General features: G+C 39.5%; 20 protein-coding genes and 1 pseudogene. 10 read left to right on the top strand and 11 right to left on the bottom strand.

The genetic code is table 11. The features are described from left to right. The first annotated feature begins 42 nt into the window (after window positions 1–42). Together CWB75_RS07485 and CWB75_RS07480 are read left to right on the top strand one after the other, a co-directional pair. The gene (locus tag CWB75_RS07485; protein WP_249362311.1) at window positions 43–708 is read left to right on the top strand and encodes a nuclease-related domain-containing protein; all 666 of its coding nucleotides are present in this window, start codon (window positions 43–45) and stop codon (window positions 706–708) included. 88 nt (window positions 709–796) lie between these two features. Continuing rightward, window positions 797–1,480: a hypothetical protein gene (locus CWB75_RS07480; RefSeq protein ID WP_138570289.1), complete on the top strand. Its 684-nt coding sequence runs from the start codon at window positions 797–799 to the stop codon at window positions 1,478–1,480. Between the two features lie 35 nt (window positions 1,481–1,515). Here the strand turns inward: CWB75_RS07480 and CWB75_RS19290 are convergent. Beyond that, a pseudogene (locus tag CWB75_RS19290) lies at window positions 1,516–1,712 on the bottom strand (hypothetical protein); the annotation flags it as partial. A 398-nt stretch (window positions 1,713–2,110) separates the two neighbouring features. Beyond that, window positions 2,111–2,971, bottom strand: coding sequence for a LysR family transcriptional regulator (locus tag CWB75_RS07470; protein ID WP_138570288.1), 861 nt, complete (start codon window positions 2,969–2,971; stop codon window positions 2,111–2,113). An 81-nt stretch (window positions 2,972–3,052) separates the two neighbouring features. Between CWB75_RS07470 and CWB75_RS07465 the strand changes: the two genes are divergently transcribed. Then, the gene (locus tag CWB75_RS07465) at window positions 3,053–3,274 is read left to right on the top strand and encodes a DUF2798 domain-containing protein (RefSeq protein WP_138570287.1); all 222 of its coding nucleotides are present in this window, start codon (window positions 3,053–3,055) and stop codon (window positions 3,272–3,274) included. Next, window positions 3,267–3,557: a putative quinol monooxygenase gene (locus tag CWB75_RS07460; protein ID WP_076918823.1), complete on the top strand. Its 291-nt coding sequence runs from the start codon at window positions 3,267–3,269 to the stop codon at window positions 3,555–3,557. The genes CWB75_RS07465 and CWB75_RS07460 overlap by 8 nt, the downstream gene beginning before the upstream one ends. 487 nt (window positions 3,558–4,044) lie before the next feature. Here the strand turns inward: CWB75_RS07460 and CWB75_RS07455 are convergent, their stop codons facing one another. Next, window positions 4,045–4,893, bottom strand: coding sequence for a substrate-binding periplasmic protein (locus CWB75_RS07455; protein ID WP_055011579.1), 849 nt, complete (start codon window positions 4,891–4,893; stop codon window positions 4,045–4,047). A gap of 67 nt (window positions 4,894–4,960) precedes the next feature. On the opposite strand from CWB75_RS07455, the gene CWB75_RS19085 reads away from it, so the two are divergent. After that, window positions 4,961–5,125, top strand: a complete 165-nt coding sequence (locus CWB75_RS19085) for a hypothetical protein (protein WP_171039104.1) — start codon at window positions 4,961–4,963, stop codon at window positions 5,123–5,125. Between the two features lie 112 nt (window positions 5,126–5,237). Here CWB75_RS19085 and CWB75_RS07450 read toward each other — a convergent pair whose 3' ends face one another. Continuing rightward, window positions 5,238–6,728: a hypothetical protein gene (locus CWB75_RS07450; RefSeq protein WP_138570286.1), complete on the bottom strand. Its 1,491-nt coding sequence runs from the start codon at window positions 6,726–6,728 to the stop codon at window positions 5,238–5,240. A gap of 93 nt (window positions 6,729–6,821) precedes the next feature. Further along, window positions 6,822–8,285: a dGTPase gene (dgt, locus tag CWB75_RS07445; protein ID WP_010389524.1), complete on the bottom strand. Its 1,464-nt coding sequence runs from the start codon at window positions 8,283–8,285 to the stop codon at window positions 6,822–6,824. A 152-nt stretch (window positions 8,286–8,437) separates the two neighbouring features. Between dgt and CWB75_RS07440 the strand changes: the two genes are divergently transcribed. Next, window positions 8,438–9,652, top strand: coding sequence for an alkaline phosphatase family protein (locus tag CWB75_RS07440; protein ID WP_138570285.1), 1,215 nt, complete (start codon window positions 8,438–8,440; stop codon window positions 9,650–9,652). Between the two features lie 93 nt (window positions 9,653–9,745). On the opposite strand, the gene CWB75_RS07435 is transcribed toward CWB75_RS07440, so the two are convergent. Together CWB75_RS07435 and CWB75_RS07430 are read right to left on the bottom strand one after the other, a co-directional pair. Then, a complete protein-coding gene (locus tag CWB75_RS07435; RefSeq protein ID WP_055011576.1) occupies window positions 9,746–10,489 on the bottom strand; it encodes a M12 family metallo-peptidase in 744 nt (247 codons plus the stop codon). Between the two features lie 65 nt (window positions 10,490–10,554). After that, window positions 10,555–11,268, bottom strand: coding sequence for a protease inhibitor BamI-like protein (locus tag CWB75_RS07430; protein WP_054201457.1), 714 nt, complete (start codon window positions 11,266–11,268; stop codon window positions 10,555–10,557). Between the two features lie 368 nt (window positions 11,269–11,636). On the opposite strand from CWB75_RS07430, the gene CWB75_RS07425 reads away from it, so the two are divergent. After that, on the top strand, window positions 11,637–12,794 hold the full coding sequence (locus tag CWB75_RS07425; protein WP_054201456.1) for a benzoate/H(+) symporter BenE family transporter: 1,158 nt from the start codon (window positions 11,637–11,639) through the stop codon (window positions 12,792–12,794). Window positions 12,795–12,939: 145 nt separating this feature from the next. Here the strand turns inward: CWB75_RS07425 and hemH are convergent, their stop codons facing one another. From hemH to CWB75_RS07405, 4 genes are all read right to left on the bottom strand, one after another. Then, the gene (gene hemH, locus CWB75_RS07420; protein ID WP_010389517.1) at window positions 12,940–13,959 is read right to left on the bottom strand and encodes a ferrochelatase; all 1,020 of its coding nucleotides are present in this window, start codon (window positions 13,957–13,959) and stop codon (window positions 12,940–12,942) included. A gap of 78 nt (window positions 13,960–14,037) precedes the next feature. After that, window positions 14,038–15,375, bottom strand: coding sequence for a response regulator c-di-GMP phosphodiesterase, NosR family (gene nosR / locus CWB75_RS07415; RefSeq protein ID WP_010389515.1), 1,338 nt, complete (start codon window positions 15,373–15,375; stop codon window positions 14,038–14,040). Window positions 15,376–15,614: 239 nt separating this feature from the next. Next, a complete protein-coding gene (locus CWB75_RS07410) occupies window positions 15,615–17,024 on the bottom strand; it encodes a sensor histidine kinase (RefSeq protein WP_138570284.1) in 1,410 nt (469 codons plus the stop codon). Next, a complete protein-coding gene (locus CWB75_RS07405) occupies window positions 17,021–18,205 on the bottom strand; it encodes an FIST signal transduction protein (RefSeq protein ID WP_138570283.1) in 1,185 nt (394 codons plus the stop codon). Before CWB75_RS07405 ends, CWB75_RS07410 begins: the two co-directional genes overlap by 4 nt. Before the next feature lie 363 nt (window positions 18,206–18,568). Between CWB75_RS07405 and CWB75_RS07400 the strand changes: the two genes are divergently transcribed. The 3 genes from CWB75_RS07400 (at window position 18,569) to CWB75_RS07390 (ending at window position 24,700) form a co-directional block, all read left to right on the top strand. Continuing rightward, window positions 18,569–20,578, top strand: a complete 2,010-nt coding sequence (locus tag CWB75_RS07400; protein WP_138570282.1) for an EAL domain-containing response regulator — start codon at window positions 18,569–18,571, stop codon at window positions 20,576–20,578. Next, window positions 20,575–21,732: an HDOD domain-containing protein gene (locus CWB75_RS07395; protein ID WP_055011569.1), complete on the top strand. Its 1,158-nt coding sequence runs from the start codon at window positions 20,575–20,577 to the stop codon at window positions 21,730–21,732. Before CWB75_RS07400 ends, CWB75_RS07395 begins: the two co-directional genes overlap by 4 nt. A 439-nt stretch (window positions 21,733–22,171) precedes the next feature. Next, window positions 22,172–24,700 carry a TonB-dependent receptor plug domain-containing protein gene (locus CWB75_RS07390; RefSeq protein ID WP_054201449.1) on the top strand — a complete coding sequence of 843 codons (2,529 nt, stop codon included), beginning with the start codon at window positions 22,172–22,174 and terminating at the stop codon, window positions 24,698–24,700. The last annotated feature ends 303 nt before the right edge of the window (window positions 24,701–25,003 follow it).

Genomic DNA, 25,003 nt, shown 5'->3' with positions numbered 1-25,003 from the left:
TTTTAATGTATAAAGTATGAGTTGTTATTACAGGAACTCGTCATGGATGATTTTTTAAACCATAGTTTAAGTATCATGCTTATTGCTGCGTGCGTTTACTCTTTAGTAGGCGTTTTATTTTTTCGTATTTGGTCACATCAACGCAGCGCTAAACTTCCTATCGAACGTCATAAATTAAAACGTGTTGCTGCGCAAACTCTAAGTGAACAAGTCAATGATAAGATTGTAGATGTTATAGGCCTAATATTTTTAGCTGCACTCATTGTTATAATGCCTTTTGCAATCAAAGGGATTGCTGAAATGCTTGCTAGCGGCAAGTTTAATTACTTATTAATTGTTTTGATTATTTTAGGTTTAGCTTATGTAGCAAGAAAGCTGTGGGTTAAATCTAATTATTTAATAAAACTAAAGCTTGGCCGTGATGCTGAGTTGGCTGTTGCCTCTGAACTTATAGAGCTACAGTCACATGGATATCAAGTATTTCATGATATACAAGCTGATGGTTTTAACATTGATCACTTAGTTGTTGGGGAAAATGGCATTTTTGCTATTGAAACTAAAGGCAGGCACAAGCGAATAAAAGAGGATACAATCTACAAAATTAAACTTAGTCCTGTTTTGAAAAGTAGGCTGCTAATTTTCAATATATTATTAACCGCAGCTATAGTGTGTTATGAACCACCAAAATGGTACTCAATAAACTTTTAGGCTAAAGCAGAGGGTGGAGTCTGTGATAAATATATTATTCAAATTACTGGGCGGATTACATAAGCTTTACCCCGTAAAGCTCTATATTATGGAAAGACTTGAAAGCTACTTTTTCAACTATCATGTTGCCCAAATATTAGATGAAGCAAGTAAAATATATTCGATTGGAAAATATTGGAAAGTAAAAGAGTTGATCAACTACTCACCATTTAGAGGAACTCTAAGTGAGTTAGTGCGCGTAGGGGAGTTTTATCCTAGCCCTAAAGATATTGCTGTAGCAATAAATGTGTCTATTAGTGCATATTGTAATGAAGAATGTACAGATAAGGATAATATAATAGACCTAGCATTTCATATATCCCAAGAGCTCAAATCTAGGTTCATATCAGATCAACTATTAAAAACTGTATTTGAAGACTTGAATAAAGATTTAGATAAATTAATAACTGATGGTAAGCGTTCGGACATTAATATGCTTTTTTCAAATAAAAAGGAATTGTTCACATCTTACTATTCAACATTTTCTAAACCTGAATTTAGCTACAGCATAAAAATCTGGCATCAAAGTCAGGAGAGCTCATTTATTCAATGGGAAGAAGAAGATGCTATTACAGTCAATTTGAATCCTATTCGTATCCGTGAGGGTTTTTTTCAGGTGGGATTTGATTACTTTTGCATTTCATCTCAAAGTAGGCTTCAACGCGCTACTAGGTATAAAGGTTTTGAATTTTTTGATGGAGACTCAGTAGGTGATGTTATTTGGGCACTTTAGTCTAACAGGGACGTCTAACAGAAAATAATAGTTGGCTATTTTCCATTCCTCAAGCTCCCTGCCTCATGCCACATTTCACTTGGCATGGGGTTGGTTAATTTCCATGTTATATTCATTGGCTGGCTGCCGTTGTGGCTTTGGTATTTAACCTCGCCGTAGTTTACAAACCCCATAGTTCAGCCGTTTTCGTCTTTTCCTTATCGCGCAAAAATAACAGGATGGTTTTGCTTGTTCCTAGAATTTAGTTTACTTAAAACTCTAATGTAAACAAGCATTAACTCATTATTGAATTAAAGGCTGTAGCTAAGACAGTTCCCCATCATTTTGCCCGAAAAGACTCAATTGATGAGTAATTAATTGCATGGATGCAATTAAAGCCGTGACAGGCACATGGATGTGCCTTACACGGCGTTTACGTTCATATCAATTTAGGCTTTGAGGAAAGTGCAAAATGCTCGGGGCGCCGAGAGATTCCAAAGAGAAGTCGGCGGTTACTTCTCTTTGGTTGTCGTCGCCAACGCGACATGTATAAATAAAGGTGACGAGCGGCGGGTTGCGGGCTTTGAGTATTAAAAGCTACGCTTTTCACGTCAGCAAGCTTAACGCTTACAGCATAAATAACCCCTTAACTTAACTTAACTCAACAATATCACCCTGTAAGCATGGCGTTTGCTCAATTACGCCCTGTATTAAAGTAATTAACTTACTTGCCGTTTTACTTGGCTGGCGTGTGTTATGCCATAGAGCATAAATAGGCCTGTTTGCAAAAGCAGGCTGCAATTCAATATAGTCAAAAGCCTGTTTGTTAGTAATACAACTAATTTCACTCATAGGTAATAAACCAACCCCATTACCTTCTTCAACCATTTTTCGGGCTATTGTTATATCAAAGCAATAACTTATATCGCTGTAGAGTTCTGTTAGTTTGTTAAGCATGCCTGTTGGTAACTGAGTTTGAGTGTAAGGTAAAATTAGGCGAGTTTGCGGTGCATCTTTTTTACTGACTAACTTAACTGCAATAGCGCCTAAGCGTTTTTGATAATAACTTGAGTCTTGCTGTTGGCCAATACGAATAGCGAGGTCAAAGCGTTGTTGGCTCAACTGACTATTGGCATTACTCGGTGATATGTGAAAATTGAGTGAAGGATTATCTTTTATAAATGTATTTAGCGCAGGCATAAGCAGATCTGCAATGATGTTCTGTGGGCATAATAAATAAAAGGTATTGCTGCTATTGCTATCACAATTAAGGGCGGTTATTTGATTATTAAGCGCTAACACTGAATCTGAAAGCGATGTATAGAGCTGCTCTCCTTTTGCTGTTAGCACGATTCCTCGTGCTGTACGCTGCAATAATGGCTCTGTTAATTTGGTTTCAAGTGCTTGAATACGTCGCGATAGCGTCGATAAATTTAAGCCTAAGTCTTTTGCCGTTTGGCTCATACTTTTTCGCCTAGCTACCTCTATAAATAAATGAATGTCATCAAGCATTTCTGTTTCTCAATCTTAGTTTGCATTTTTGTGAGTATGGAAGCCCCAAGCTTTTGAATATAGTAACGCCAAGGAGGAAAGATGAAAATTCATTTTATATTTACATTGGTATTTTCGTTCATGATGTCGTTTTTACTATCTGCATGGGTGACCTACGTAAATTTAGGTTTAAGCAATACCTTTGTGCAAAGTTGGCTAACTGCATTTATTAATGCCTGGCCTGCGGCTTTTTTAGTAGCCTTTACCGTAGCACCGCCAATTCGTGCTGTGGTTATTAAATTAATAAGGATTAAAGATGATTAATATAGTGGCAAAAATAACCCCTCAAGCTTCATTATTTGATGACTGTAAAGGGCGTTTACAGCAAATTTTAAAGCCTACACAGGCTGAGGTTGGCTGTATTCGATTTGAGCTATACAGCAATAGTGAGCAAACATGCTTGTTTTTAGTCGAACAATTTACGTCGCAAGCTGCTTTGGATACGCATTATTCACAGCCCTATGTAAAAGAGGTATTTGCATTTTATGAAACGGCGTTAGCAAAACCGGTAGAAGTAAATAAATTAGTCGCGATTGAGCAAGTTTAATTTATTGTGTGTACTTCATTGGAGTGGGGGAGTGTGTGTCCTCGGACGGTCGGCACTCGCCAACGCGACATGTATAAATAAAGGTGACGAGCGGCGGGCTTTGAGTATTAAAAGCTGCGCTTTTCGCGTCAGCAAGCTGCACGCGGTGAGAACAGGTAAAAGGTTCTAGGCTAAAGGTGCTAGGCTGAATATAGTCCGTCGCTCGCGGCTCGTTACCCAAAATTGGCGTTTAAAATAATCACAGCTAAAACTGGTTTCTACGATTTCAACTTACCAATTAACACAATGAGGCAATTAAGTGCGCTATTCGCCTCATTTTTTGAGGCGAATAATGCGTGAAAGTAACGTAATTTAAAAGCGGTGCTTTTCGCGTCAGCAAGCTTAACGCCTACGGTGGTAAAGGCAGCGGGCTTCGAGTGACGAGCAGCGAGCTTGTGCTAAAACCTAAAACCTAGCTCGTAGCTCGCAACCCGCAACCCGTGCCAGGTCAGTCGGCCAGGGCGTTATTTGTGGGTTGATAAGCACCATTATCTAACGCATCAAAGTAGGCTTGATAACGGCCGTTTTGTTTAAATTTAAGTAATTGCTGATTAAAAATTTCAAGCCGCTGTTTACTGTATTTGTTATTTTTAGGGAACATCATAAAGCTTTGGTTTATGAGTAAAGCTTTGGGGTGATGGTTAATAGAGCTAAATAGGTTAGGTAACTTACTGGCCAAGGTGTAATAGCCTACGCTTTTTTCCTCGGCAAAGGCGTCTATTCTGCCCATAGCTAAGCGTTTAAAGTTTTGCTCTGTGGTACTTACTCGCGACATATCAAATAGACCCGCTTGTAGTGCTTTATCAAACTCTTCGCCATAGCTGTAAGCAAGCCCACCACCGAGTAATAAGCCTTTTAAATCGTTTAGGTTTTGCCAATCAAAAGGGCGTTTTTTGTGATAAAAAAATACAAAACGCTCGTTTAACACTGGCTCACTGTAAAAATAATCCTCAGTACGTTGTTGTTCAAACATCCATACGGCGGTGGCTGCGTATTTATCATTAATGGTGTCGTGGTAAGCACGCGGCCAGGGTAAAAAGGTAAAGTTAACCTTAATATTGGCCTGTGCAAATAAGTCGGTGATTAAATGGGCAATCACACCTTGATGAGGTAATGATTCACTTAAAAAAGGGGGCCATTCGCCGGTACTTATATTTAAAGTAGTGGTATGTGTGGGCTGTTCGTTTTTGGGTTGAATTGCTTCAATTGCGTTACTGTAATCACTCACTAAAGCCATCAGACAAAAAGATGCGGTAAAAATAAGGTATCTTAATTTAGCTGATAACATCACATGCATATGTATAGTTTACTCCTTCTTAGCCATTAGGTTGTGAACGGTGCTGTTCAAAAAGTAGGCTATTGTAGTGAGTGAAACTGAATGCACGCTTAAGCTAGATCAGTCGGCAATAATACTTAATCATTTTACGGGGCTAAACGTGTCGCTACCTGCGTTAAAAAACTCTCATTACGACTGCATGGATGCAGAAGGTAGAGCAATGCAGGAGCAATTGCTGAGAACAACTAAATAGCAAATTTTTTGCCTAGCTATCAACACATTTTTCCTGCCTCAAAACAGACCACTTGATTAAGCGAATTGGTATTAGATTTAAAGCCACCTTTTAATAAGTACAGCGTACTCTATTATTCTTTTGTTTGCATGTTTTTTGCGCGCTCTTCAGCTTCAATTAGTGCTTGTGATTTAGGGGCGCGTTGCTTTTCTTCCACTTTCGGTTTTTGTGGTGAATTTGGATCCCAACTTTCATCAAGCGATAAGTTAGCAAATGGGTTACTGCTTTGTGGCGGTATATCAGGCTTAGTGGGTTCAACTGGCGATACCTTTACTTGTTCTGGTTTTATCGCACTTTTTTTAGTGGGTAAGGGGGCGTTGGGATCGAAGGTGCGTATTTCAGGCTCTTTAAAGTCGTGCTCGGTAGATGGCGTTAACGGTGAGCGCGGTTGTTTAGGCGAATGTAAGTCTGCCTTTGGTTGTTGAGGTGAAATGGGCTCAGCTGCAATAGGTGCTTCTTTTTTAGTCGCTGGTACAGGCTCGCTAGGCTGATTAACCGGCTTGCGCTGTTTTTTGATTGGTTTGGCTTCGGGATCAAAGTCTCTTACTTGTGGCTCTGCATGCTCGGTGGCATTTTTTATCCGTTCTAAAGTGGCTTTAGCGGCGGCTTCAAACTCTGCGGTATTCGGGATTTGCTTTACTTTAGCTGTGCTCACTTCGTTTGCGTTTGGCTCGGCAATTTCGGTTGTTGTTTTTTGCTCGCTTTTGCTGGTATCAAGAGTCTTAGATTCATCAATAGCAGTACTACTTTGCTTGTCATCGCACTTAGTAGTGGGAGCAGCTAGTGGCATACTGGTATCGGCAGGCTCGTTATTTTGCTTAACATTGCGTAGGCGCATTAATACAACAACCCCAATTATTACCACTAAGAGTAGCGCCACACTGGGTAATACTAGCGACAACATGTTTGATTCTTTAGGGATTGATGAGGCAACACCGTTAACTTGCTCTGTGGTATTTACGGTAACCGGCATGGCCGTTTGTAAAGGCTCCACTGTTGATTTTGTAACTGCTGGAGTTGTGTTGTTTTGCGTGGTTGTATCAATGCTAGGCTGATCATTTGTTGCAGCATCAGTTTGTTCATCGTTTGTTGTTTTATTGGTTTGCGGCTCATTAGGCTCGGTACTTGCTGATGCTGGAACAGTTGTACTTTGAGTATGTTTAATACTTTGCTCAATATCTGGCTCAGACGCTGTTGCTACTGTTTGTTCAACGTTTGATTTTGCGCTTTGCTGTGTAAGTGATGACTGGGTTTGACTCTCTGCAATAGGGGTATTTACAACTGATGAAACAGGCTCAGTTACTTGCTGTTTAGTAATTTTAGGTTTGGGTTGTTCAATAATAGGTTGCGCTTTAGGCTTTGCTGCTGGTTGAGTACGTGCCGGGTTACTGCAGTTTTTTTTGTAGTCGCGAGCGGCGTTACGGTACTTACGGCTAGTTTTGTCGTTACTATATTGCTGCATTTCTTGTTTTATAAGAATGCACATCGCTTCGTTGTAAGCGACACTGCTGGCACTATAAAACAAAGTAAAACAAAAAAGTAAGCAACTCAGTAACGGTTTCATAAAACTCAAAAGCGGTTAAGCATCAATGCACTAATTTTAAGCGTAAAGTAAAAAATTATCTAGGGCTTAGCAATTTCGCGCGCTAAGCCTAAATTAGTCAATCACCATTAAGCTGCGGTACTCGTCGTAAGCAAATTGGTCGGTCATGCCGCTTATGTAGTCTTGAATAAGTCTACATCTGTAATAAAACTCATAAGCTGCAAAGTGGTCGGGCTCTTCTTGCATGGCATTTATAGCGTGCTGATAGCTACTTAAATGTTTTTTAGAGAGTTTTTTAACTAATCTCGATTCTATTAATAAACGGTTGTCGCCATGTAGTGCGCGTTTAAAGTCGTCGCTAGTTAATTGCAGTAAAGGTTTATAGCACTCTAGTAGGCCGTTAATAATACGGTAGCCTTGTAGTTCGAGCTTTTCGACCTCTTTATGAGAAAATACATGCTCAAGTGCCACTTGCTTTAGGGCTTGGGTTACTGCATGCAGGTAGCTGCGGTCTTCTAATAATGCATGGTTAAAGTCACCATGATAAATTGGCTCTATGTTTTCAATAAAGCGTTTAGCAGCATGATTTACTAATGGGTGCAGTAACGATACACGCAAATAAATAAAAAATTCACTATTAAAATTAAAGGGCTGTGCTTGCGCGCGTTCAATAGCGTAATTAATTGCATCATCAACAAAGCTTTGATGTTGGGTGTCGTTTAAGGCTAAGTTAATTAACGCTTTTTGATATTGCTTTTTTAGTTGCTCGCATAATAACTGTGTGGTGATTATGTCTTTTTCTACCGCATCTTCTATGTCAGCCAAGCAATAAGAAATATCGTCAGCGGCTTCCATTATGTAACTGGCTGGGTGGCGGCAATTCGGCTCCATTTTGAGCTCAGTTTGCAGTGCCTCTACAAAGCTTTTTTCACTGTAGTAGTAGCCCACTTTTTTCATAATGTAGTTTTTATTTTGTGGGATATCTTGCTTCGCTAAGCTGGCAGGGCGGGTGTACTTTAAAATTGCCGCACTTTGGCTGTAGGTTAAATTTAGGCTGAGCAATGAGTGAATAATACGTATGCCTTGGGCGTTGCCTTCAAAACTGCAAATATCTTGCGCTAAATGTTTAAAAATAACGCCTATACTGCTATTGGCTGTTTGGCAACGCTCAGGCGTAATACTGGCCAAGTTAGCATTAAACCAATTATTAATGGCGGCCTCGCCAAAGTGACCAAATGGCGGGTTACCAATATCGTGCATTAGGCAGGCCATTTCTACTAGGGTTTCTAGCGGGCGTTCTAAGCCTGATAAACCATATTCTTTTTGCTGTTGGTAATTTAAGTTGGCAAAAACACGCTGCACAATAAATCGACCAACTTGTTGTACTTCTAATGAGTGAGTAAGGCGCGAGCGCACGGCTGCATTGCGTTCAAGCGGAAATACTTGGGTTTTTTGTTGCAGCCGACGAATGGCTGCACTATTAATAATTCGGCCACGATCGCTCTCAAGCGCCATTTGTAAATTGGCCGTCGTGCGCTGCATACGCGCTGGGGTGATTTTGCTGCTGAAGTCGATCATGGCAATCCTTTTATTTTGCACGTCGGGCTCTTATTAAGTACACAGTTATATTTTTAGTGAGCCATCTTTAATCTATCAGCATGTATCATAAAGTAACAACTTGCTTTAGTATTATTTTTTATAAAATTAACATACATCTATAGGTGTTTAAAATGAAGTTGTGGATCACAAAGGCAGTCTGTTTTTGCCTTTTATTAGGGATGAGTAATGCGTTTGCAGCCAAAGAGCAAACTGTAGTGATGATTTCAATTGATGGCTTGCGTTGGGATTATATTGAAAAGCACGGTGCACCCAATTTAAAAGCAATGGCTGAGCAAGGGGTTAGAGCACAAAAAATGCAGCCAGTTTACCCTACTAAAACATTTCCAAATCATATTTCGGTGATTACTGGTTTACTACCAGTTAACCACGGTATTGTTGACAATAAATTTTGTGACAAAGCGCGCAATAATCAATGCTACAGCATGGGTAAAGGCCAAAAAGACAGTACCTGGGTACGTGGTACTCCATTATGGAATTTAGTAAAAATGCATGGGCTTAAATCGGCGGTGTATTTTTGGCCTGAGTCGGATGCGCGCTTTAATGGTATGACGCCAGATTACTATTTTCACTATTCTAAACAAGGTAACTACCAAGACAGAATTGACCAAATTGTACAATGGTTAAGTTTGCCTCAAGCGCAGCGCCCACGTTTTGTAGCCAGTTACTTTTCGCTGGTTGATAGTATGGGGCATGAGTTTGGCCCAGATGCAGTACAAACACGTGATGCTGTTCATAAGTTAGATGCTTTAGTGGGGCAATTACGCACTCGCTTGAGCAAATTATCTCAGGATATAAACTTAGTAATTGTTTCTGATCATGGTATGGCACAGGTTGATCCTGAGCAAAGCATTATTGTTAGCAGTTTACCTAAAGATGATAATTTTATTATTGTGAATACCGGTCCTCGTTTACTTATTTATACTAAAAGCGATGCTAAAAATGCGGATATTGACGCGTATAAAGCACGTTTACAAAAAGCGGCTAAGGGGCGTTATAGTGTTTTAAGTAGCGAACAGCTTGAAGGCTACCATTATAATAGCGGGAGTAGAGTGGGCGATATTGTGGTGCAAACCAATGCGCCTGCGGTATTTAGTAACGGTACTAAAGCGCCTTATTTAGGTACACATGGCTATGCTTATAGTGATGATATGGCAGCCACCTTTGTAGCAGCAGGTCCTGCGTTTAAAAAAGGGGTAAGTATTGAGCTGGTGAATAATTTAGATATTTACCCTGTACTTGCCAAGGTAATGGGGTTAAAGCTAATGAGTAAAGTAGATAGCGATGGCAAAACCTTAATGCCTGCAATAAAAGCAGTTAATCATTAAAAAGAGCGCCGAGGCGCTCCGCAAGGGAAACTTAATTGGTGTAAATGGGTAATAATTTACCCATTTATTTAATGCTAATTCTTAGAATTGGGTTTATTTAAAGTTAGCAATACTGGTTTTTGTGTCGGTTACAGTACGAATAGCATATGCTTGGTTGGTCACACCAAATGGAATGCCATTTACGCTCCAATTTGGGTTAGAGAAATAATCGTACTGAGTTGCACTACCAAACACATGCGGGTAAGCCATAATACTGGCAAATTCATTTTGTACACCGTGGCCCATACCATCAACATATACGCCACCGGCCGTATCGCCTTGCTTACGAGAATGCGCCAAACCTTGGTTATGACCTAGTTCGTGCACGAACGTTGTAGCTCCACAATCAACGGCTGTTATTGAATACATACGGTTACTCATTGAGCTGTATAAATTGCCATTCGTACCTTGACCAACCCATGCTAGTCCACAAGAGATTAAACCGCTGCCTGCACTTTGGCCAGTGCCTAATACGGCTACCATGTCGGCTTTCCAATCATTACGTAAACCATCTACGTAGCTGCTATTTGTCACAGCGTTAAGCCAATCTTCTGAAGGGGTTATTGCATGGTTGCCTAAGTTTTGAGAACCGACTAAACGCAGTGTTATATCAACGCCATTTTGACTATATACTTGATTACTAAAAGCAATAAGCTGATTAATTTTAGTATTAATATTGCTGGTAGCGGCAGCTGATTGGTCGGTATATAAAATACCAATATCAATTGTTTCTGCTGACACTGTGCTAGCGGCACATAATGCCGTTGCAATAGCGGCTGTTGATATTATTTTTTTCATAGTCGTATTTCCTTTCTTTTGTAATTGCAGTTTTACTGCTGAGTCATCTTGGTTTAGGTTAAAAATTAAATTGAGGGTGATTCTTCATCACTGGGCGCAAACGGATCTCCACCGTCAGTATTTTTTGGTGCGGGTTCACCTACTTGGTGTTCTATATGGTTTTTATATAAATCGCGTTTTGCTGCAATCCAGCCGTACTGGCCTTTGCTTTCAAAAACATAATTGCCACTTGGGGCAGTAAATTGACCATAAACCGCGTCATTACCAACGGTTAATATAGTGGTATGCAACGCTCCATTAGCACCAATCACTTGGCCAACAATGCTTTTATCACCGTTACTGGCATTGGTAACATTCGTTATTTCAGCGCTGTAGGTTTCTGCGGTTTGCGGTATAGCTAGGTCAAAATTATCCCCTGCTTCAAGGGTTTTAAGCGCTGCTAGATCAAATTCTATATAGGCTTCATTTTGTAAATCGGTAGGCAGTACTTTTGCCGCTTTAAGTATTTCTTTTGCCTTGGTTGAAGGTTTATTGATTGCGTCAAATGAGTTTTCAATAACGGCTAACTTTGCTTTTGAAGGGGCGCCTTTTATAGGATCTTTACTCATATCGATTGGTAATGGCTTACGTGTTTGTTTTGCAAATTCAGAATCAACAGGAACGATATCAATAGCTATGGGGGCTTCTACCTCATCGGTTTTATTCTGATTATTAAGCAGCGTATATATGGCAAATACAGACAAAGGAATAGCGATAATTAAAACAATGTAACGTTTCATCTGTTTCTCTTTTAGGGTTATTGGTGAACTAATTGTTAAGTTTTATATTAAAAATAGGATGAGATCAAATTTAAATTGTAACCATAAAGTGTTAACGGGTGTTTTTGTAACTTATTGTAAGTATTTGCTTTACCTTTTTTAGGTATTTATTTTTGATTTAATAAGTGTGATTTTTTGTAGTAATGACGCACCCTGTGGCATGTTTTTAGGTACGTATGTGTTTTTTAAATTGCAATGATTTTGAAAGACAAAACTGACCAATAAAATTTTTTAGCAACGTGATCATTTCTCATTATTCATTATTCAAAATTGCAAAGTATAAATAGGCAAAGTATGTTGTAACATTAGGGTTTCTTAATGAGGGAATTATGGCAGGGACTGATCAGTTACTTAGTCGCACTATGGCGGGGCTTGTTGCCGTTATTATTGGTTTTTCAAGTTCAATAGCATTGATTTACCAAGTGGTGATCACTTTAGGTGGCACACCTGAATTAGTGGCAAGCTGGATATTAATGCTGGGCTTGGTAATGGGCAGTACCTCTATTGTGTTGTCGTTTTATTATAAAGTGCCTATTTTAATTGCATGGTCTACCACTGGAGCTGCATTACTAATTTCAAGTGCCCAGGGCTATAGCCTACATGAAGCGATAGGTGCATTTATGCTCTCAGCCTTATTGGTGCTGGTGTCGGGAATAACGGGGTGGTTTGAAAAAATCATGAACCGTATTCCCAGTGAACTGGCTTGTGCCATGTTAGCGGGGGTATTAGTCACATTTGGCATTGATGTGTTTAACTTTATGAACGATATGCCATTAGTTATTGGTTTAATGGTGGTGGTGTACTTTATTGGTAAGCGCTTTTTTGCCCGTTTTGCGATGCTAAGTGTGTTGCTAGCGGGTATATTTTTAGCGTGGTATATGGGCAATATCGATACCAGTACCGTGCATTGGCAAGCCAGTAGTTTTACTTATATTGCACCAAGCTTTAGTTTGCAGGCATTTGTAAGTATAAGTATTCCTTTATATATAGTAACTATGACCTCACAAAACTTACCCGGTTTCGCTATTTTGAAAGCGCATAATTATAAAGCGCCTATATCATCGTCATTAACTGTGACCGGGTTAATAAATTGTGTGACGGCTCCCTTTGGTACCTATTCTATTAATCTAGCAGCCATAACAGCGGCTATTTGTATGAGCGAAGAGGCCGATAAAGACCCTGATAAGCGTTATTGGGCAAGTATTGCTGGTGGCGTGTTTTACATAATTATGGCGTTATGTGCGGCTATGTTAGTGGCAATTGTGGCAAGCCTGCCACAGGCCTTAGTATTGGCGCTGGCGGGTATTGCTTTGTTTGGCACTATTGCCAATAGTTTGCAGCAGTCTTTGCATAGTGCTGAATATACTGAAGCAGCCATTATTACTTTTTTAGTCACGGCCTCAGATTTAACTTTATGGTCGGTGGGCTCTGCTTGTTGGGGAATAATTGCCGGAGCAATCACATTAATAGTGACACGTAAGCGCTAAGCGCAGCTTTGAGTTATAAGTTGTAAGCTATCAGAAAGTGATACAAGAGAAAGCGCGAGATATACTCGCGCCTACAAGCTTTCACCGCACTTGGCTAATCTCCAGCTGAACGCTGAGAGCTAAAACCTAACCGCTGCTCTCTTTTTTATAGCATTGGCTTTAACACATCAAACATGGCGTCGATGTGATCGTCACGATCATTTAGGGCTGCAATGTATCGGTATTTTTCGCCGCCAGCTTCTTCAAAAATTTCTCGGTTTTCACCTTCTAATTCTTCAAGTGTTTCAAGGCAGTCGGCGCTAAATGCAGGGCTAATAATTGCGATATCTTTAATTCCTTCGCTAGGTAAGCTCTCAAGAGTTGCATCTGTGTATGGTTTTAACCATTCAGCTTTACCAAAGCGACTTTGAAAAGTAGTGATCACTTTATCTTTGTCTAGCCCTAGTTTTTCAACCACTAAACGCGTGGTTTGTTGGCATAGGCAGTGATATGGGTCGCCATTATCTAAAAACTGTTTAGGCATACCGTGGTATGAAAACACCATTTTTTGTGGCATTCCGTGTTTTTCTAAATCTTCGCTAATGCTGTTAGCGAGTGATTCTAGGTAGGTTGGGTTTTTGTGATACCCATTTACAAAGTGCAGCTCTGGCACCCAGCGCCATTTTTTTAATACATTGGCAACCGCATCAAATGTGGAGCCTGTGGTTGGGCTTGAATACTGCGGGTAAAGCGGCAGCACAATAATACGGGTTAAACCTTTGTCTCTAAGCTCTTCAAGGCCCGCTTCGATTGATGGATTACCATAGCGCATCGCCATAACCACTTCGGTGTTGGTATAGCCATGGTGTTTTAATAAGGCATTTAATTTAAGGCTTTGCTGGCGTGTAATGTGAGTAAGCGGCGAGCCATTTTCGGTCCATATACTTTTATATAATTTAGCTGAGCGTTTTGGGCGAATACGCAAAATGATGCCGTGAAGAATGATCATCCACACTATACGTGGTATTTCTACAATACGCGGATCTGACAAAAACTCACGTAAGTAAACACGTAACGCGCTTGCTGTGGGGGCATCGGGGCTACCTAAGTTGGTTAATAAAATACCTGTTTTTTGGTTAAAACGCCCGTCGTGGGGATTATCGGTAACGGCAGAAAATCGCGACACTGTGTGCTCCTTCAAGCAATATATTTGAAAGTAACTATTATGGCTTAGTATAACGAATAAAAGAGCATTTTAGATCAATCATTTAGCCGTTTTAACCATAATTCTAAACGGAGTCGGCTTTTTGGCTTCGAGTTGCTGTAGTTTCACAATCGATTTTGAATTGAAAACGTGCCCTTTAGGTAAAAGCATAATACCTGTATGGCTGTGCAGTGAGTTTGCCAGTGTCATACTCTCTTCAAGTTCTTGAGCGCAAATTACTTTAATCGAGCCAATAGACGTGTCTGAGGCCATAAGCTGTACATGACTTGCCTCAAGCGATTTTACTATTTTTGGATGATATAAGCTGCCACTACCAAGCTTAATATTATTAAGTGCCACCTCATGACGCATTTTTGTAGTTAATAATGGATCGCTTTGCTCATAATGCTCCCAGTAATCGCGAGCAACGCTGAGCACCATAGCCCCAATGGGAATATCGTTTTTAGCAAGCCCTTTGGGTATTCCTTGGCCGTTGTAGCGTTCGAATTGATGATAAATTGCATCAGAAACATCGCTTAAATGCGTTGCAGGCATGAGCATTAATTGTGAAATACTCGGGTGGGTGTAAAACGTTTTGCGCTGTACTTCATTGAGTTCGTTAATAGGTTTGTTGTAAAGCTCAGGGTCCATCGCAAGTAAACCAATTTGAGCTAAATACCCTGCAATAGGCGCAAGCGTGATACTTCTTTGCGATACATTAAGGTAACGCGCTATTTGCGTGCATGTGCCGGCAATGTTCTCGGCTCTTTTACCATCGAGATACGGATTTGCATTAATAAAATTATAAAGCAGTTCAACAGTAGATTGATGCTCTCGTTTTTCACTTTCATTAGCGACTTCAAGTTTTTTCAGCACGCTTCTAATTTGTTTTGTTCGCTTGTCGACGAGTTGTTCTAAATTAGTATTAAGTTCTTTTAGCTGTTGATTTTGTTGATTTACTTGAAGTTGTAAAATTTCATTTTGTTTTTTTAGTCTAAACTTTTCTACACCCGATTGGATAACGCTAATTAAGTGATCATTTTGCCAAGGTTTTTGCACATAGGCATGAATGCCTCCTTCGTTAACCGCACTTATTGTTGACTCTAGATCAGAAAAACCAGTTAATAAAATACGCTGGCTATCGGGAGCGATTTTTCTCGCTTTAGCTAAAAACTCCGCCCCACTCATATGTGGCATACGCATATCACTAATAACGACGTCAAATTCCTTTGCATGCATTTTTTCAAGTGCATCTTGGCCACTGGTTGAAACACTCACATCAAATTTATATTGGCGTAATAAACGAACTAAAGATTTAAGCACATTGGCTTCATCATCTAAGCATAAAATACTCGGTGGCTGTTGATTTAATTGCTCTAATGGGTCAATGTCCGTCATTTTTTTACCAATAAGAAAGTGTATTAAATGGCTAAAGTTAGTCTAAGTTTTGCTTGTAAACAACTGATTTATTTAAGCCGTATCAAGATACCGTACTTTAGCAATACGTAAATCACAGCGGATAGGATTAAATACCATAGCGCAGTACCTTGGTTTGCAAATATTTTAACTATATTACCCTTAAAGTTAACGATGATTATTACAGCTTACTTACACAAAATCAGTGCTGTAAATAGAGCTTATTCAATCGGTTTGTTAGCATTTAAAATAGTGAGTACATCGTCAGTTAATTTGGGTTTTTTAGGTAAGGTAATATAAAAAACAGTACCTTGGTTTAACTGGCTTTCAACTCGAATTTGACCACTATGCTGCTCTATAATTGCTTTGCTTATAGCCAGCCCTAACCCTGTGCCTTGGCCTATTGGTTTTGTAGTATAGAAAGGGTCAAAAATTTTATTTAATTTGTCCTCATCAATTCCACTGCCATTATCGGCAATAGTTATATAGGCATTTTTTTTATCGGCTTTAGTGGTAATACTGATCACTCCAACCTTGTCGCAAATGGCTTGAGCGGCGTTAAAAAATAAATTTAAAAATACCTGAGAGAGCTGGGTTGAACGCCCTGTGATGATAACGGGTTCTGTGTTGTAGTTTTTTTCAACGTTGGCGTTATATTTAATTTCGTTCCAGGCAACACGTAATGTGTTATCAATGAGCTCGGTTATATCAATATCGCCAATTTGGGTTTGATCCGGATGAGCAAATTGCCTTAACCCTTGAACAATCTCTTTAACTCGATCAGCTCCTTCAGTCATTTCAGCAATGATATCGCTTGAGTCTGTTTGTAATTCATCAAATTGGTAATGCTGTAGTGTATCTACTAATGTTTGCTGCGTTATGGCTTTTTCTGCTTTGAGTGTGTTAATTAAATGACTAAATTGCTCAAGGTTGTAAGCCAAATTTTGGATATTACTGACAATGTAGCTTAAAGGGTTATTTATTTCGTGTGCAACGCCTGCCGCCATTTGCCCTAACGAAGCCATTTTTTCAGAGTTGATTAGCAGTTGTTCAATGTTGCTTTGTTTTTCCTCCATTTCTTTTTGTTTCACAAGTAAGTTTCGTTTTTCAAATTGTGAAATCGTATTCCCTGCAAAACTGACAAAGCGTTGCATTAAAGTAATATCGTGCTGATTAAACGCGCCAATTGTTTCAGAAAAAATATTGAGCTGGTAGCTCTCTGTGCTGGTACTTACTGGAGTGGTGAGCATTGCATGCTGCGAATGCCAAAAAGGATCGGTTACTTGCCAATTAGGAAGTTGGTGTAAGTTAAATACATTTTTAATGTTTCTATTCGGTTTATCGAGAACTGTAAGCTGGGTAATTATTGCATCGCTATGAGGGTGCGATGCTGTAACTAATGTAGATAATTCATCACTGGGATTTATTTTAATTAAAATAGCCGCAGAAAAAGAGATCGCTTGTTGCAAAATATTAAAAAACTCAGTGAGTAAGGTTTCTGTGCTGTCGTTTTTTAAGATTGCATCTAGGCCGTCTAAAATCAGGCTGTTAAGGGCACGGTTTTCTTCAAGTGCTAAATTATGAACCTGTAATAAATGCAGTTTTTCTAATAGTATTTCGTTGGTAGTCATACAGAATCACCAAATATTTCGCATGAGATCATTAAGTTACCGTGCTTACTAGTTGAGTCGCTAAATGTGCCAAGTTCTCCAAAGGTAAAGCCCATAATAAACGGTGTGTTGGGTAATTGTGCTGCAATAGAGTGTTTTACTTCTTGCATTGCACTTTGAATAGATAACATGCAGCCGCCACAAAAAATAATAATAGCGCCCTTTATATTTTTTATTGCATGTAAGTCAGCCAGTTTGGTCAGTGAAGAAACGACCATATCGCCTCGTTTTATTAATTGTTCAGGGCTTCCCGAAGCAAGATAAACAGTATCGCCAACGCTTAAATTTGAAAATAATTCTAGCGTGCCATTTTCAGCTACCGCTGGGTGGCTTAGCAGCAGCCTAGGAATATCATCATCAGAGGAAAGGGCTCTTGCCAGTGGGGTCATCGTTGATTGGGCAAGTATATTTCCCGCTTTTAACTGTTCAAACCCTATGTTTTTTCGCCACTGATTATAAACATCAAAGGCGGGCTGGTTATCGATAGTATTTAATATGCGACCATCAACGTTTGTAACTGTACCCAGCTGGTCGGTTTTATCATAGCCTGAACTATAAAAGCCGAATGTTTCTACCGAGGGGTATAACACTGCAATAATAAAGCCTTGTTGGTATACATTTTTAGTATCGCTAAAGCACCACTTTGCTGAAATGTCGTTGTCGGCACAACTTCCTCCAAAAACAGGTATACGCTGCCCGATAGCATCTTGAATTCCTTGTAATACCAACTCCTCATTACCTGGAACTTGAAAACACCAGACCATTTTTGGGGCTAGTCCAGTTTGGCCTGCATTAGCAATGGCTTCGAGTACGGTTTGAGCAGCATTTTCTCTTAGATTATCGGTTGCATTACAACTTGCAATTCCATAATGACCCGTTGAGTCTTTGATAGAGAATAAACTAATACTTTGCTCATTTAACGATAAATTTTTTTCGGTTGATGAGCCAAGACAGGAAGAGATGATTAAGCAATTTTGAGTGTTTTTTATCAAGTTGGGCTGGCTATTATAAAGATATTTAATGGTATCGGTTGTAGCAAACCCGAGCAGTAAATCGGGACTGTTGTTTGTAAACTGACTTACAGGTTTGATAAATTTATCTATATCGCTGCCGTGAGTGTGAAAAGTTTCAATGGCGAACATAGATGCCCCTTGGTAATAATAGCCACAACGCTGGATGTTTTTAACTAAAAATAATCACTTAGAATTTATTCTAGACTATTATTATATAAAGTGAACTGGATGGCTTATTTTTAGACAGTATCATTTTTGTTTAAGTTGTATCTAGTGATTGCAATCACTTATTAATGATAGAAACCTTAAACCAATATAGGTGATCTGAAAAGGTATCAGTTAGATAGACAGTTACAGCTAAGTGGTATTATTGCGTATGTAGTTAGATACAACATACTTGTGCTGATGTGAACATTTTTGGTTGCTTAGCAAAGGGTACTTAGAAGAACAATCAAGTTAGCAAGAGTACAACCCCATTTTGAGGTGTAGATAGTGGCTTTGCGAATTTTATTAGTAGACGATGAACTCAATGTATTGAAATCTTTAAAGCGAGTACTTGCTCGTTCTGGTTATGATGTGCTGACGGCATCCTCTGGTTTTGAGGCGCTTGAAATATTAGCGGCTAATCAAGTTGAGATAATCATTACTGACTTTAGAATGCCAGAAATGAACGGCGCTGATTTATTACGGCAGGTTAAAAGTCGCTGGCCCGATTGCGTAAACTTAGTGCTAAGTGGATATGCTGATTTTAAGTCTGTAGTTGAGTTATTGAATCAGGGATTGGTATTTCGTTTTTTAGAAAAACCATGGGTCGATAGTGAATTACTTGAAAACATTAGCGAGGCGCAAGTAAAATATGAACAGCGCCGAGCTAAAAGAGTAAGAGATCAGTTATTAATGGGCAGCATGTCTGGCCTAATAGAAATAGACAATAACGGCATTATTAATCGTTTTAACGCGCCTGCCGCTGAAATCATTCCTGATATTCATTTATACGAAAACAAACACCTCGCCCATTTAGATACAGCTCAAAATAAAGCGGTAAGCCAGGCTTTTATTGACAAGCAAAGCAGTACACTTTTTATTAACTATGCACGCGCCTCTGATCTAGCGAAAAGCGAAGAAATTATGATAGAGCGTTGTTTAAATGATGATTCTTTCCAACTTTTGAAGCTATCAATTAACTCAAACAGCTTGAGTAGTATTTTTCAACTTACCAGAACACAGTCGGTAGTAACCAACGAGTCTGACTTTTATCATCATTTAACGCTGTGTGAAGCGAACAAAGAATGTTATGCCTTGGTTTATATAGGTATTTCGCAATTTCAATTAATTAATGATTTGCTAGGGGGCGAAGATGGCAGCCACCTTATAAAATTGGTTTTGGAGGTGCTAAAAGGCGTATCAGAAAAAGCGGTCAAAGTTCTTCATAAGAGCGCCGATAGGTTTGTATTATTTGTTCCTGAAATTAAATCTGATAGTGAAATTTTAACCGTTCTAAATAAGGCGATGAATGATCTGAAAAAAGCACTTCCTAGTAAATATACCGATGCCCATGTGCAGCTTTATGGTGTGTATGGTTTGTTTCCTGAGGATAGTTTAGAGGGAAAAGAGCTCGTTAATCAAATGCAGTTGACGATGAATTACCAAGTAGGTGAGCAGCAGCGTATTTGTTCTCGCTTTGACCCTCAGCTGGTCGCAGATTATAAAAAGAACTTTGATTTAAGCCGTTTATTATTAACAGCGGTAAATAAAGATGAGCTTTCATTACGCTTTCAACCAAAGGTTGATACTAAAACAGGCCAAATATTTATTGCTGAGGTGTTAATTCGCTGGTATGAGCCGAGTAAACATGGCTGGGTAGCACCAGCTCATTTTATCCCGATTGCTGAATGCGATGGTCAAATTATCTCAATAGGGCGCTGGGTTATTTCTCAAAGCTGTAAAACACTAAAATACTGGGCAGACAACAAAACAGGGGTGGGTGTATTAGCAATTAACTTGTCTGCTAGGCAATTAAAAGATGATCCGGATTGGATTGACTACATGCTCGAGTGTTTAAGCAGCAATAGTTTAGAGCCGTCACAGTTAGTTTTTGAGTTAACAGAAACTTATCTAATCGAAGATTTTACTAACTGCGAACAGCAATTAATAAGGCTAAGATCGTTGGGGTTTAAGCTATTAATTGATGACTTTGGTGTAGGTTACTCATCACTTGGCTATCTTTCTAAGCTACCTGTAGATGGCGTTAAACTAGATAGAACCCTTATTACTGATATTGAATCGTCTTTAGCGATGCAAAGTATGGTTCGTAATATTACGCGTATGTCGCATGATCTAAATTTAAAAGTTGTTGCTGAGGGGGTAGAAACAGCCTATCAATGTGAATTAATTAAAAAGTTAGGGTGTGACTACATACAAGGCTATTACTACAGTGAGCCTTTAGAGCAGGATGATTTTTGTAATTATTTAAACCATTTTAATTCTCAAGGTGCGCAATGAGTTCGATAACGGTAGTCATACTAGACGATGATGCTTTTTTATTAAAAGTATTACAAAGGACTATTCATCGAGCCTATCCAGAGGTTGATATAATGACAACCTCTGATATTGATGAATTTTGGCAGCTGCTAAACACTAAGCAAGACTTAGATTTAGTATTAAGTGATTATTTAATGCCGCAAATGAATGGATTGGATGTTTTAGAACAATGCTCTTCACAAAACCCCTACCCAGTCAGAGCATTACTTACTGGTGATATGACATTGAGCACCATGATGCGACAACCTAATGTTGTGCATGCTTACCTTGCTAAGCCGTTTAATGAAGCAGATATAACCGCGCTTTTTGACAATGTAGCGGCGTTAAAGTCGTTACCTTTTGCTTTTAATGTGCGCAGGCAGTTAGGGGCAATGATCAGCTTCCCTGTTTACCCTCTTATTTTAAAAGAACTCAGAGACTTAGTACAAAGCGATGAATTTGATTTACATGATATTAGCCATGTTGTCTCTCAAGAGCCAATAATAACCGCTAAATTGTTGCAACTTGCAAACTCTGCTTATCTTGGCTTTATAAGGCCTACCTCGTCAATTGATGAAGCTGTGTCGAGGCTCGGAACCACTATATTAATGGCTATCACCACTTCTTTATTGGTTGCCAAAAATTTTGAATCGTCTATTCCTGTTGATGTGCATGAAAAGCAATTAAATATAGCGGCGAATTACGCTAGTTGTGTTAAGCGTTTTGCAAAGCAAGCAGGTTTTAACTTACATGATCAAGAATTATTATTTTCAGTGGCGTTATTGAGTTTTGTTGGCAAAATTATTTTACTGTCTCAAGGCGAAAGTGAACCGCCAGATGAACATGCGCAAACCATCAACAATGGATACGTGAGTGCCAATTTTATTTCGGCCTACGTTTTAAAGTTGTGGGGATACGACACGAAAATATGTAACTTACTGATGAGTTGCCATGATTTAGCTGGTACTGATGATAATGAGTTAACTCTGTTTAATCATATGTTGTATATTGTTTGGCAAATTATTTTTGATGAACAAACTCCCATGCAATTACGTGCATACTGTGACTCAAAAGGCGTAGACCCATTACTTTGCCATGTTATTAGTGAATTTGATTGGCAGAGTTATACCTCTTAAATAGACTCTGTATAAAATAACGTTTAAAAACGGGCAGTATTACAAAACCACCTATTTATAATTTCCTCTGAGTTCTCCTTCTTATCTTTATTATCTACTTTAGTCTAATAAAAACCGCATAAAAGATCATTATAAGTACGTTTTATCACCAGCTTGGTTTAAAAAACGTACAACCACGTTGTTTTTAGTTCTTATAAATATAACTTCATATTTAACATTGTATTAACTTTCGGTGGTGTGATATTAAATTGCTACTTTGGTTGTATTTTGAGCTCTTAAAGGTGTTATTTTCCTGTTTTTAAAGTTATTTGCATTTTTATGCTAATTTTATCAAGTTTTTTGTTTCTTTTTGTTTGTGTATGTTGCTAGGATGTTGGCAAGGGGATATACGAATATACCCCACACACATTATAAGAATACACAAAACAGGGTCATCATTATGTCAACATATCGTTTAAACACCTTGGCTGTAGCGGTTGCTTTTGCCTTCAGTGCGCCAAGTATGGTTAATGCACAAGAAGCGTCAGCTAAAGCTGAAAAAAATATCGAACAAATATCTGTTTTAGGATCGCGAGTTTCAAACCGAACTGCCACTGAGTCGTCATCACCTATTGATTTAATTGACGCAGATGATTTAAACAAAGGCGGCTTTACCGAGCTTGGGCAGAGCTTACAGGCAACGGCGCCGTCATTTAACTTCTCACGAACACAGGTTTCTGATGGTTCTGATTTATTTCGTCCTGCTACATTACGCGGCTTACAACCAGACCAAACGCTGGTTTTAGTCAACGGTAAACGCCGTCATAATCAATCTATTTTTGGTTTAACAAGTACTGTGGGCGGTGGCTCTGCCGGTACTGATATGAATGCGATTCCGCTTATTGCTTTAAAAGGAGTTGAAGTGTTACGTGATGGTGCGGCGGCGCAGTATGGCTCTGATGCAATTGCAGGGGTTATCAACTTATCACTTAATAACTCAACAGATTTAACCACCGGGTACGTACAATATGGCGAAACGGCAGAAGGAGATGGAGAAACAATTTCAGCCGGTTTAAACCGTGGCTTTGAATTAGGTAATGAAGGCGGTTTTATAAATTTATCGCTTGAGTATCGAGATGCAGATAAAACTAACCGCGCAGAGCGAGATACGGGTGGTTCACTTAATGTTGCACCAGGTACTTTATCGGACGAAGTACGTTGGGGACAAGGTAATGCAGAGAGTGAGTTTACTTCGGTATTTTACAATATGGCGTTGCCAATGGGTGAGGGGGAGCTTTACTCATTTGGTGGTTACTCTGAGCGTACTGCACTAGGCAACGGCTTTTACCGTAATTTTAATGAAGCGTCTAAAAACGTAACGCAAGTTTACAGCGACGGTTTTTTACCGCAAATCGACAATGAAGCACAAGATATTTCGGTAGCTGTTGGTTTTAAAGGTGAAATTAACCCTGATTGGACCTACGATGTTTCTGCTGTTTACGGTGAAAACCAATACGATTTTACCTCACGAAATACTTTAAATGCGTCATACGCGGCGGAGTATTTATTTAATAATCCGGGTGCAAGCGATGCCGATATAGCCGCGAATGCTGGCCCAACAGAGGGTTATTCGGGTGGATTTAGATTTGATCAAACAACGTTTAATGCAGATATAAACGGAATTATTGATATTGGTCGCAGTGAGCCTGTTTATGTTTCAATTGGCGCTGAATACCGTAAAGAAAACTATGAAATTGTACCCGGTGAGGTGGCATCATACGCATGTGGAGCAGCCAACACGGATACCTCATATCCATCGGTGAACGATCCGAGTCAATTTGCACAATGTGGCTTTCAAGCTTATAACGGCCTTCGTCCTGAAGCTTCAAACAAAAGCGATCGTGATAGTTACGCAGTATATGTAGATGCAGAAACCATGTTAAGCGATGCATGGAATGTGAGCGGTGCCCTTCGCTATGAAGATTTTTCGAATGCGGGTGACGACATCATAGGTAAAGTAGCAACACGTTATGAATTTAATGATGACTTTGCAGTACGTGGTGCCTTATCAACGGGCTTTAGAGCGCCATCATTACAGCAAAGTGGTTACACTGCGTTTACCACTAACTTAGGGTCTGACGGCACGTTAAGTCAGTCGTTTACAGCGACAACGGGCTCTGCATTTCCTGCAGCTTTAGGCGTTGATACATTAAAGCTTGAAACATCAACTAACTACAGTGCCGGTTTTGTTTACGATGTGACCAGTGATTTATCGTTAACGGTGGATTTTTACCGTGTAGAAATTGAAGACCGTATTACATTAGGCAGCTTGTTATCGGCTGATGATGTGGCGTTTAGTCCTGAGGCGGTTGCTGCTCTGCAAGCAACGGGTGCAGTGCAAGCGAATTACTTTTCAAACTCAGTGAATTCAACCACTCAAGGCGTGGACATTATTGCGTCATACCGCACTGATTTATATGATGGTAATTTTTCTGCTACGTTTGCGGGTAACTTAAACGAAACTAAAATTGATAGTGTGAATGCAGCTCCCGGCATTCCAAAAAGTGTAGCACTTGATGACATTCAAAGTAGCTTTTTAACCGACGGACAACCGGGTGAACGTGCAACGCTTACCTTTGATTATGAGCGTGATGCCTACAGCGCAATGATCCGCTTTAATTACTTTGGCGAAACTGATGTGAAGTACTTTGGTAATGACCATATTGAGCTTGCAACAGATGGCTCGTTTAAAGCGACGAGTACCGTAGAGACTGCAGTACTCGTAGATTTAAACGTAAGCTATGAAATTAATGAGATGTTTTCGTTATCGGTTGGAGCAGACAACGTATTTGATGAAACACCGGATGAGCTAGGTGATGATGAAGTACTAAATGCTATCTCAAATGGGGCATTTAAATACCCGTTACGTGCTGTACCATACGGTTTTGATGGCCGTAGTTACTATGCAAAACTAAGCTTTAGCTTTTAATTTTAAACTAGGGTCTGTTGGCCTTTGCGGATTAAAATTTGTTCAAACTAGGGGCGGTTTAATCGCGGCGCGAGGTTTGTAACCTAGTGGGCTAAGTAAAAACCGAGCAACAAAGAGTAAATCGCCCCTAGGCAGAACCCTTCGGGCAGCGCCTGTTTGGCATTGATGCTGCGTTATCGCCTATTTATGGGGAATAACCACACCACAAAGGCTCTGCCTTGCCTAAATACCAAACAGACTGCTGCAAATTCAATCTTGAAAGGTTAACAGACCCTAATAACATAAAAGACAAACATGACTAAA

It is taken from the genome of Pseudoalteromonas sp. S1608, assembly GCF_005887265.1.
Taxonomy (GTDB): domain Bacteria; phylum Pseudomonadota; class Gammaproteobacteria; order Enterobacterales; family Alteromonadaceae; genus Pseudoalteromonas; species Pseudoalteromonas undina.
The sequence above is the reverse complement of the archived record's forward strand: the minus strand, read 5'-3'. Positions and strand labels throughout refer to the sequence as shown.

Coding starts and splice junctions, on each gene's coding strand:
- CWB75_RS07485 (WP_249362311.1), top strand. CDS start 43: ATGGATGATTTTTTAAACCATAGTTTAAGTATCATGCTTATTGCTGCG.
- CWB75_RS07480 (WP_138570289.1), top strand. CDS start 797: ATGGAAAGACTTGAAAGCTACTTTTTCAACTATCATGTTGCCCAAATA.
- CWB75_RS07470 (WP_138570288.1), bottom strand. CDS start 2,971: ATGCTTGATGACATTCATTTATTTATAGAGGTAGCTAGGCGAAAAAGT.
- CWB75_RS07465 (WP_138570287.1), top strand. CDS start 3,053: ATGAAAATTCATTTTATATTTACATTGGTATTTTCGTTCATGATGTCG.
- CWB75_RS07460 (WP_076918823.1), top strand. CDS start 3,267: ATGATTAATATAGTGGCAAAAATAACCCCTCAAGCTTCATTATTTGAT.
- CWB75_RS07455 (WP_055011579.1), bottom strand. CDS start 4,893: ATGCATGTGATGTTATCAGCTAAATTAAGATACCTTATTTTTACCGCA.
- CWB75_RS07450 (WP_138570286.1), bottom strand. CDS start 6,728: ATGAAACCGTTACTGAGTTGCTTACTTTTTTGTTTTACTTTGTTTTAT.
- dgt (WP_010389524.1), bottom strand. CDS start 8,285: ATGATCGACTTCAGCAGCAAAATCACCCCAGCGCGTATGCAGCGCACG.
- CWB75_RS07440 (WP_138570285.1), top strand. CDS start 8,438: ATGAAGTTGTGGATCACAAAGGCAGTCTGTTTTTGCCTTTTATTAGGG.
- CWB75_RS07435 (WP_055011576.1), bottom strand. CDS start 10,489: ATGAAAAAAATAATATCAACAGCCGCTATTGCAACGGCATTATGTGCC.
- CWB75_RS07430 (WP_054201457.1), bottom strand. CDS start 11,268: ATGAAACGTTACATTGTTTTAATTATCGCTATTCCTTTGTCTGTATTT.
- CWB75_RS07425 (WP_054201456.1), top strand. CDS start 11,637: ATGGCAGGGACTGATCAGTTACTTAGTCGCACTATGGCGGGGCTTGTT.
- nosR (WP_010389515.1), bottom strand. CDS start 15,375: ATGACGGACATTGACCCATTAGAGCAATTAAATCAACAGCCACCGAGT.
- CWB75_RS07410 (WP_138570284.1), bottom strand. CDS start 17,024: ATGACTACCAACGAAATACTATTAGAAAAACTGCATTTATTACAGGTT.
- CWB75_RS07405 (WP_138570283.1), bottom strand. CDS start 18,205: ATGTTCGCCATTGAAACTTTTCACACTCACGGCAGCGATATAGATAAA.
- CWB75_RS07395 (WP_055011569.1), top strand. CDS start 20,575: ATGAGTTCGATAACGGTAGTCATACTAGACGATGATGCTTTTTTATTA.
- CWB75_RS07390 (WP_054201449.1), top strand. CDS start 22,172: ATGTCAACATATCGTTTAAACACCTTGGCTGTAGCGGTTGCTTTTGCC.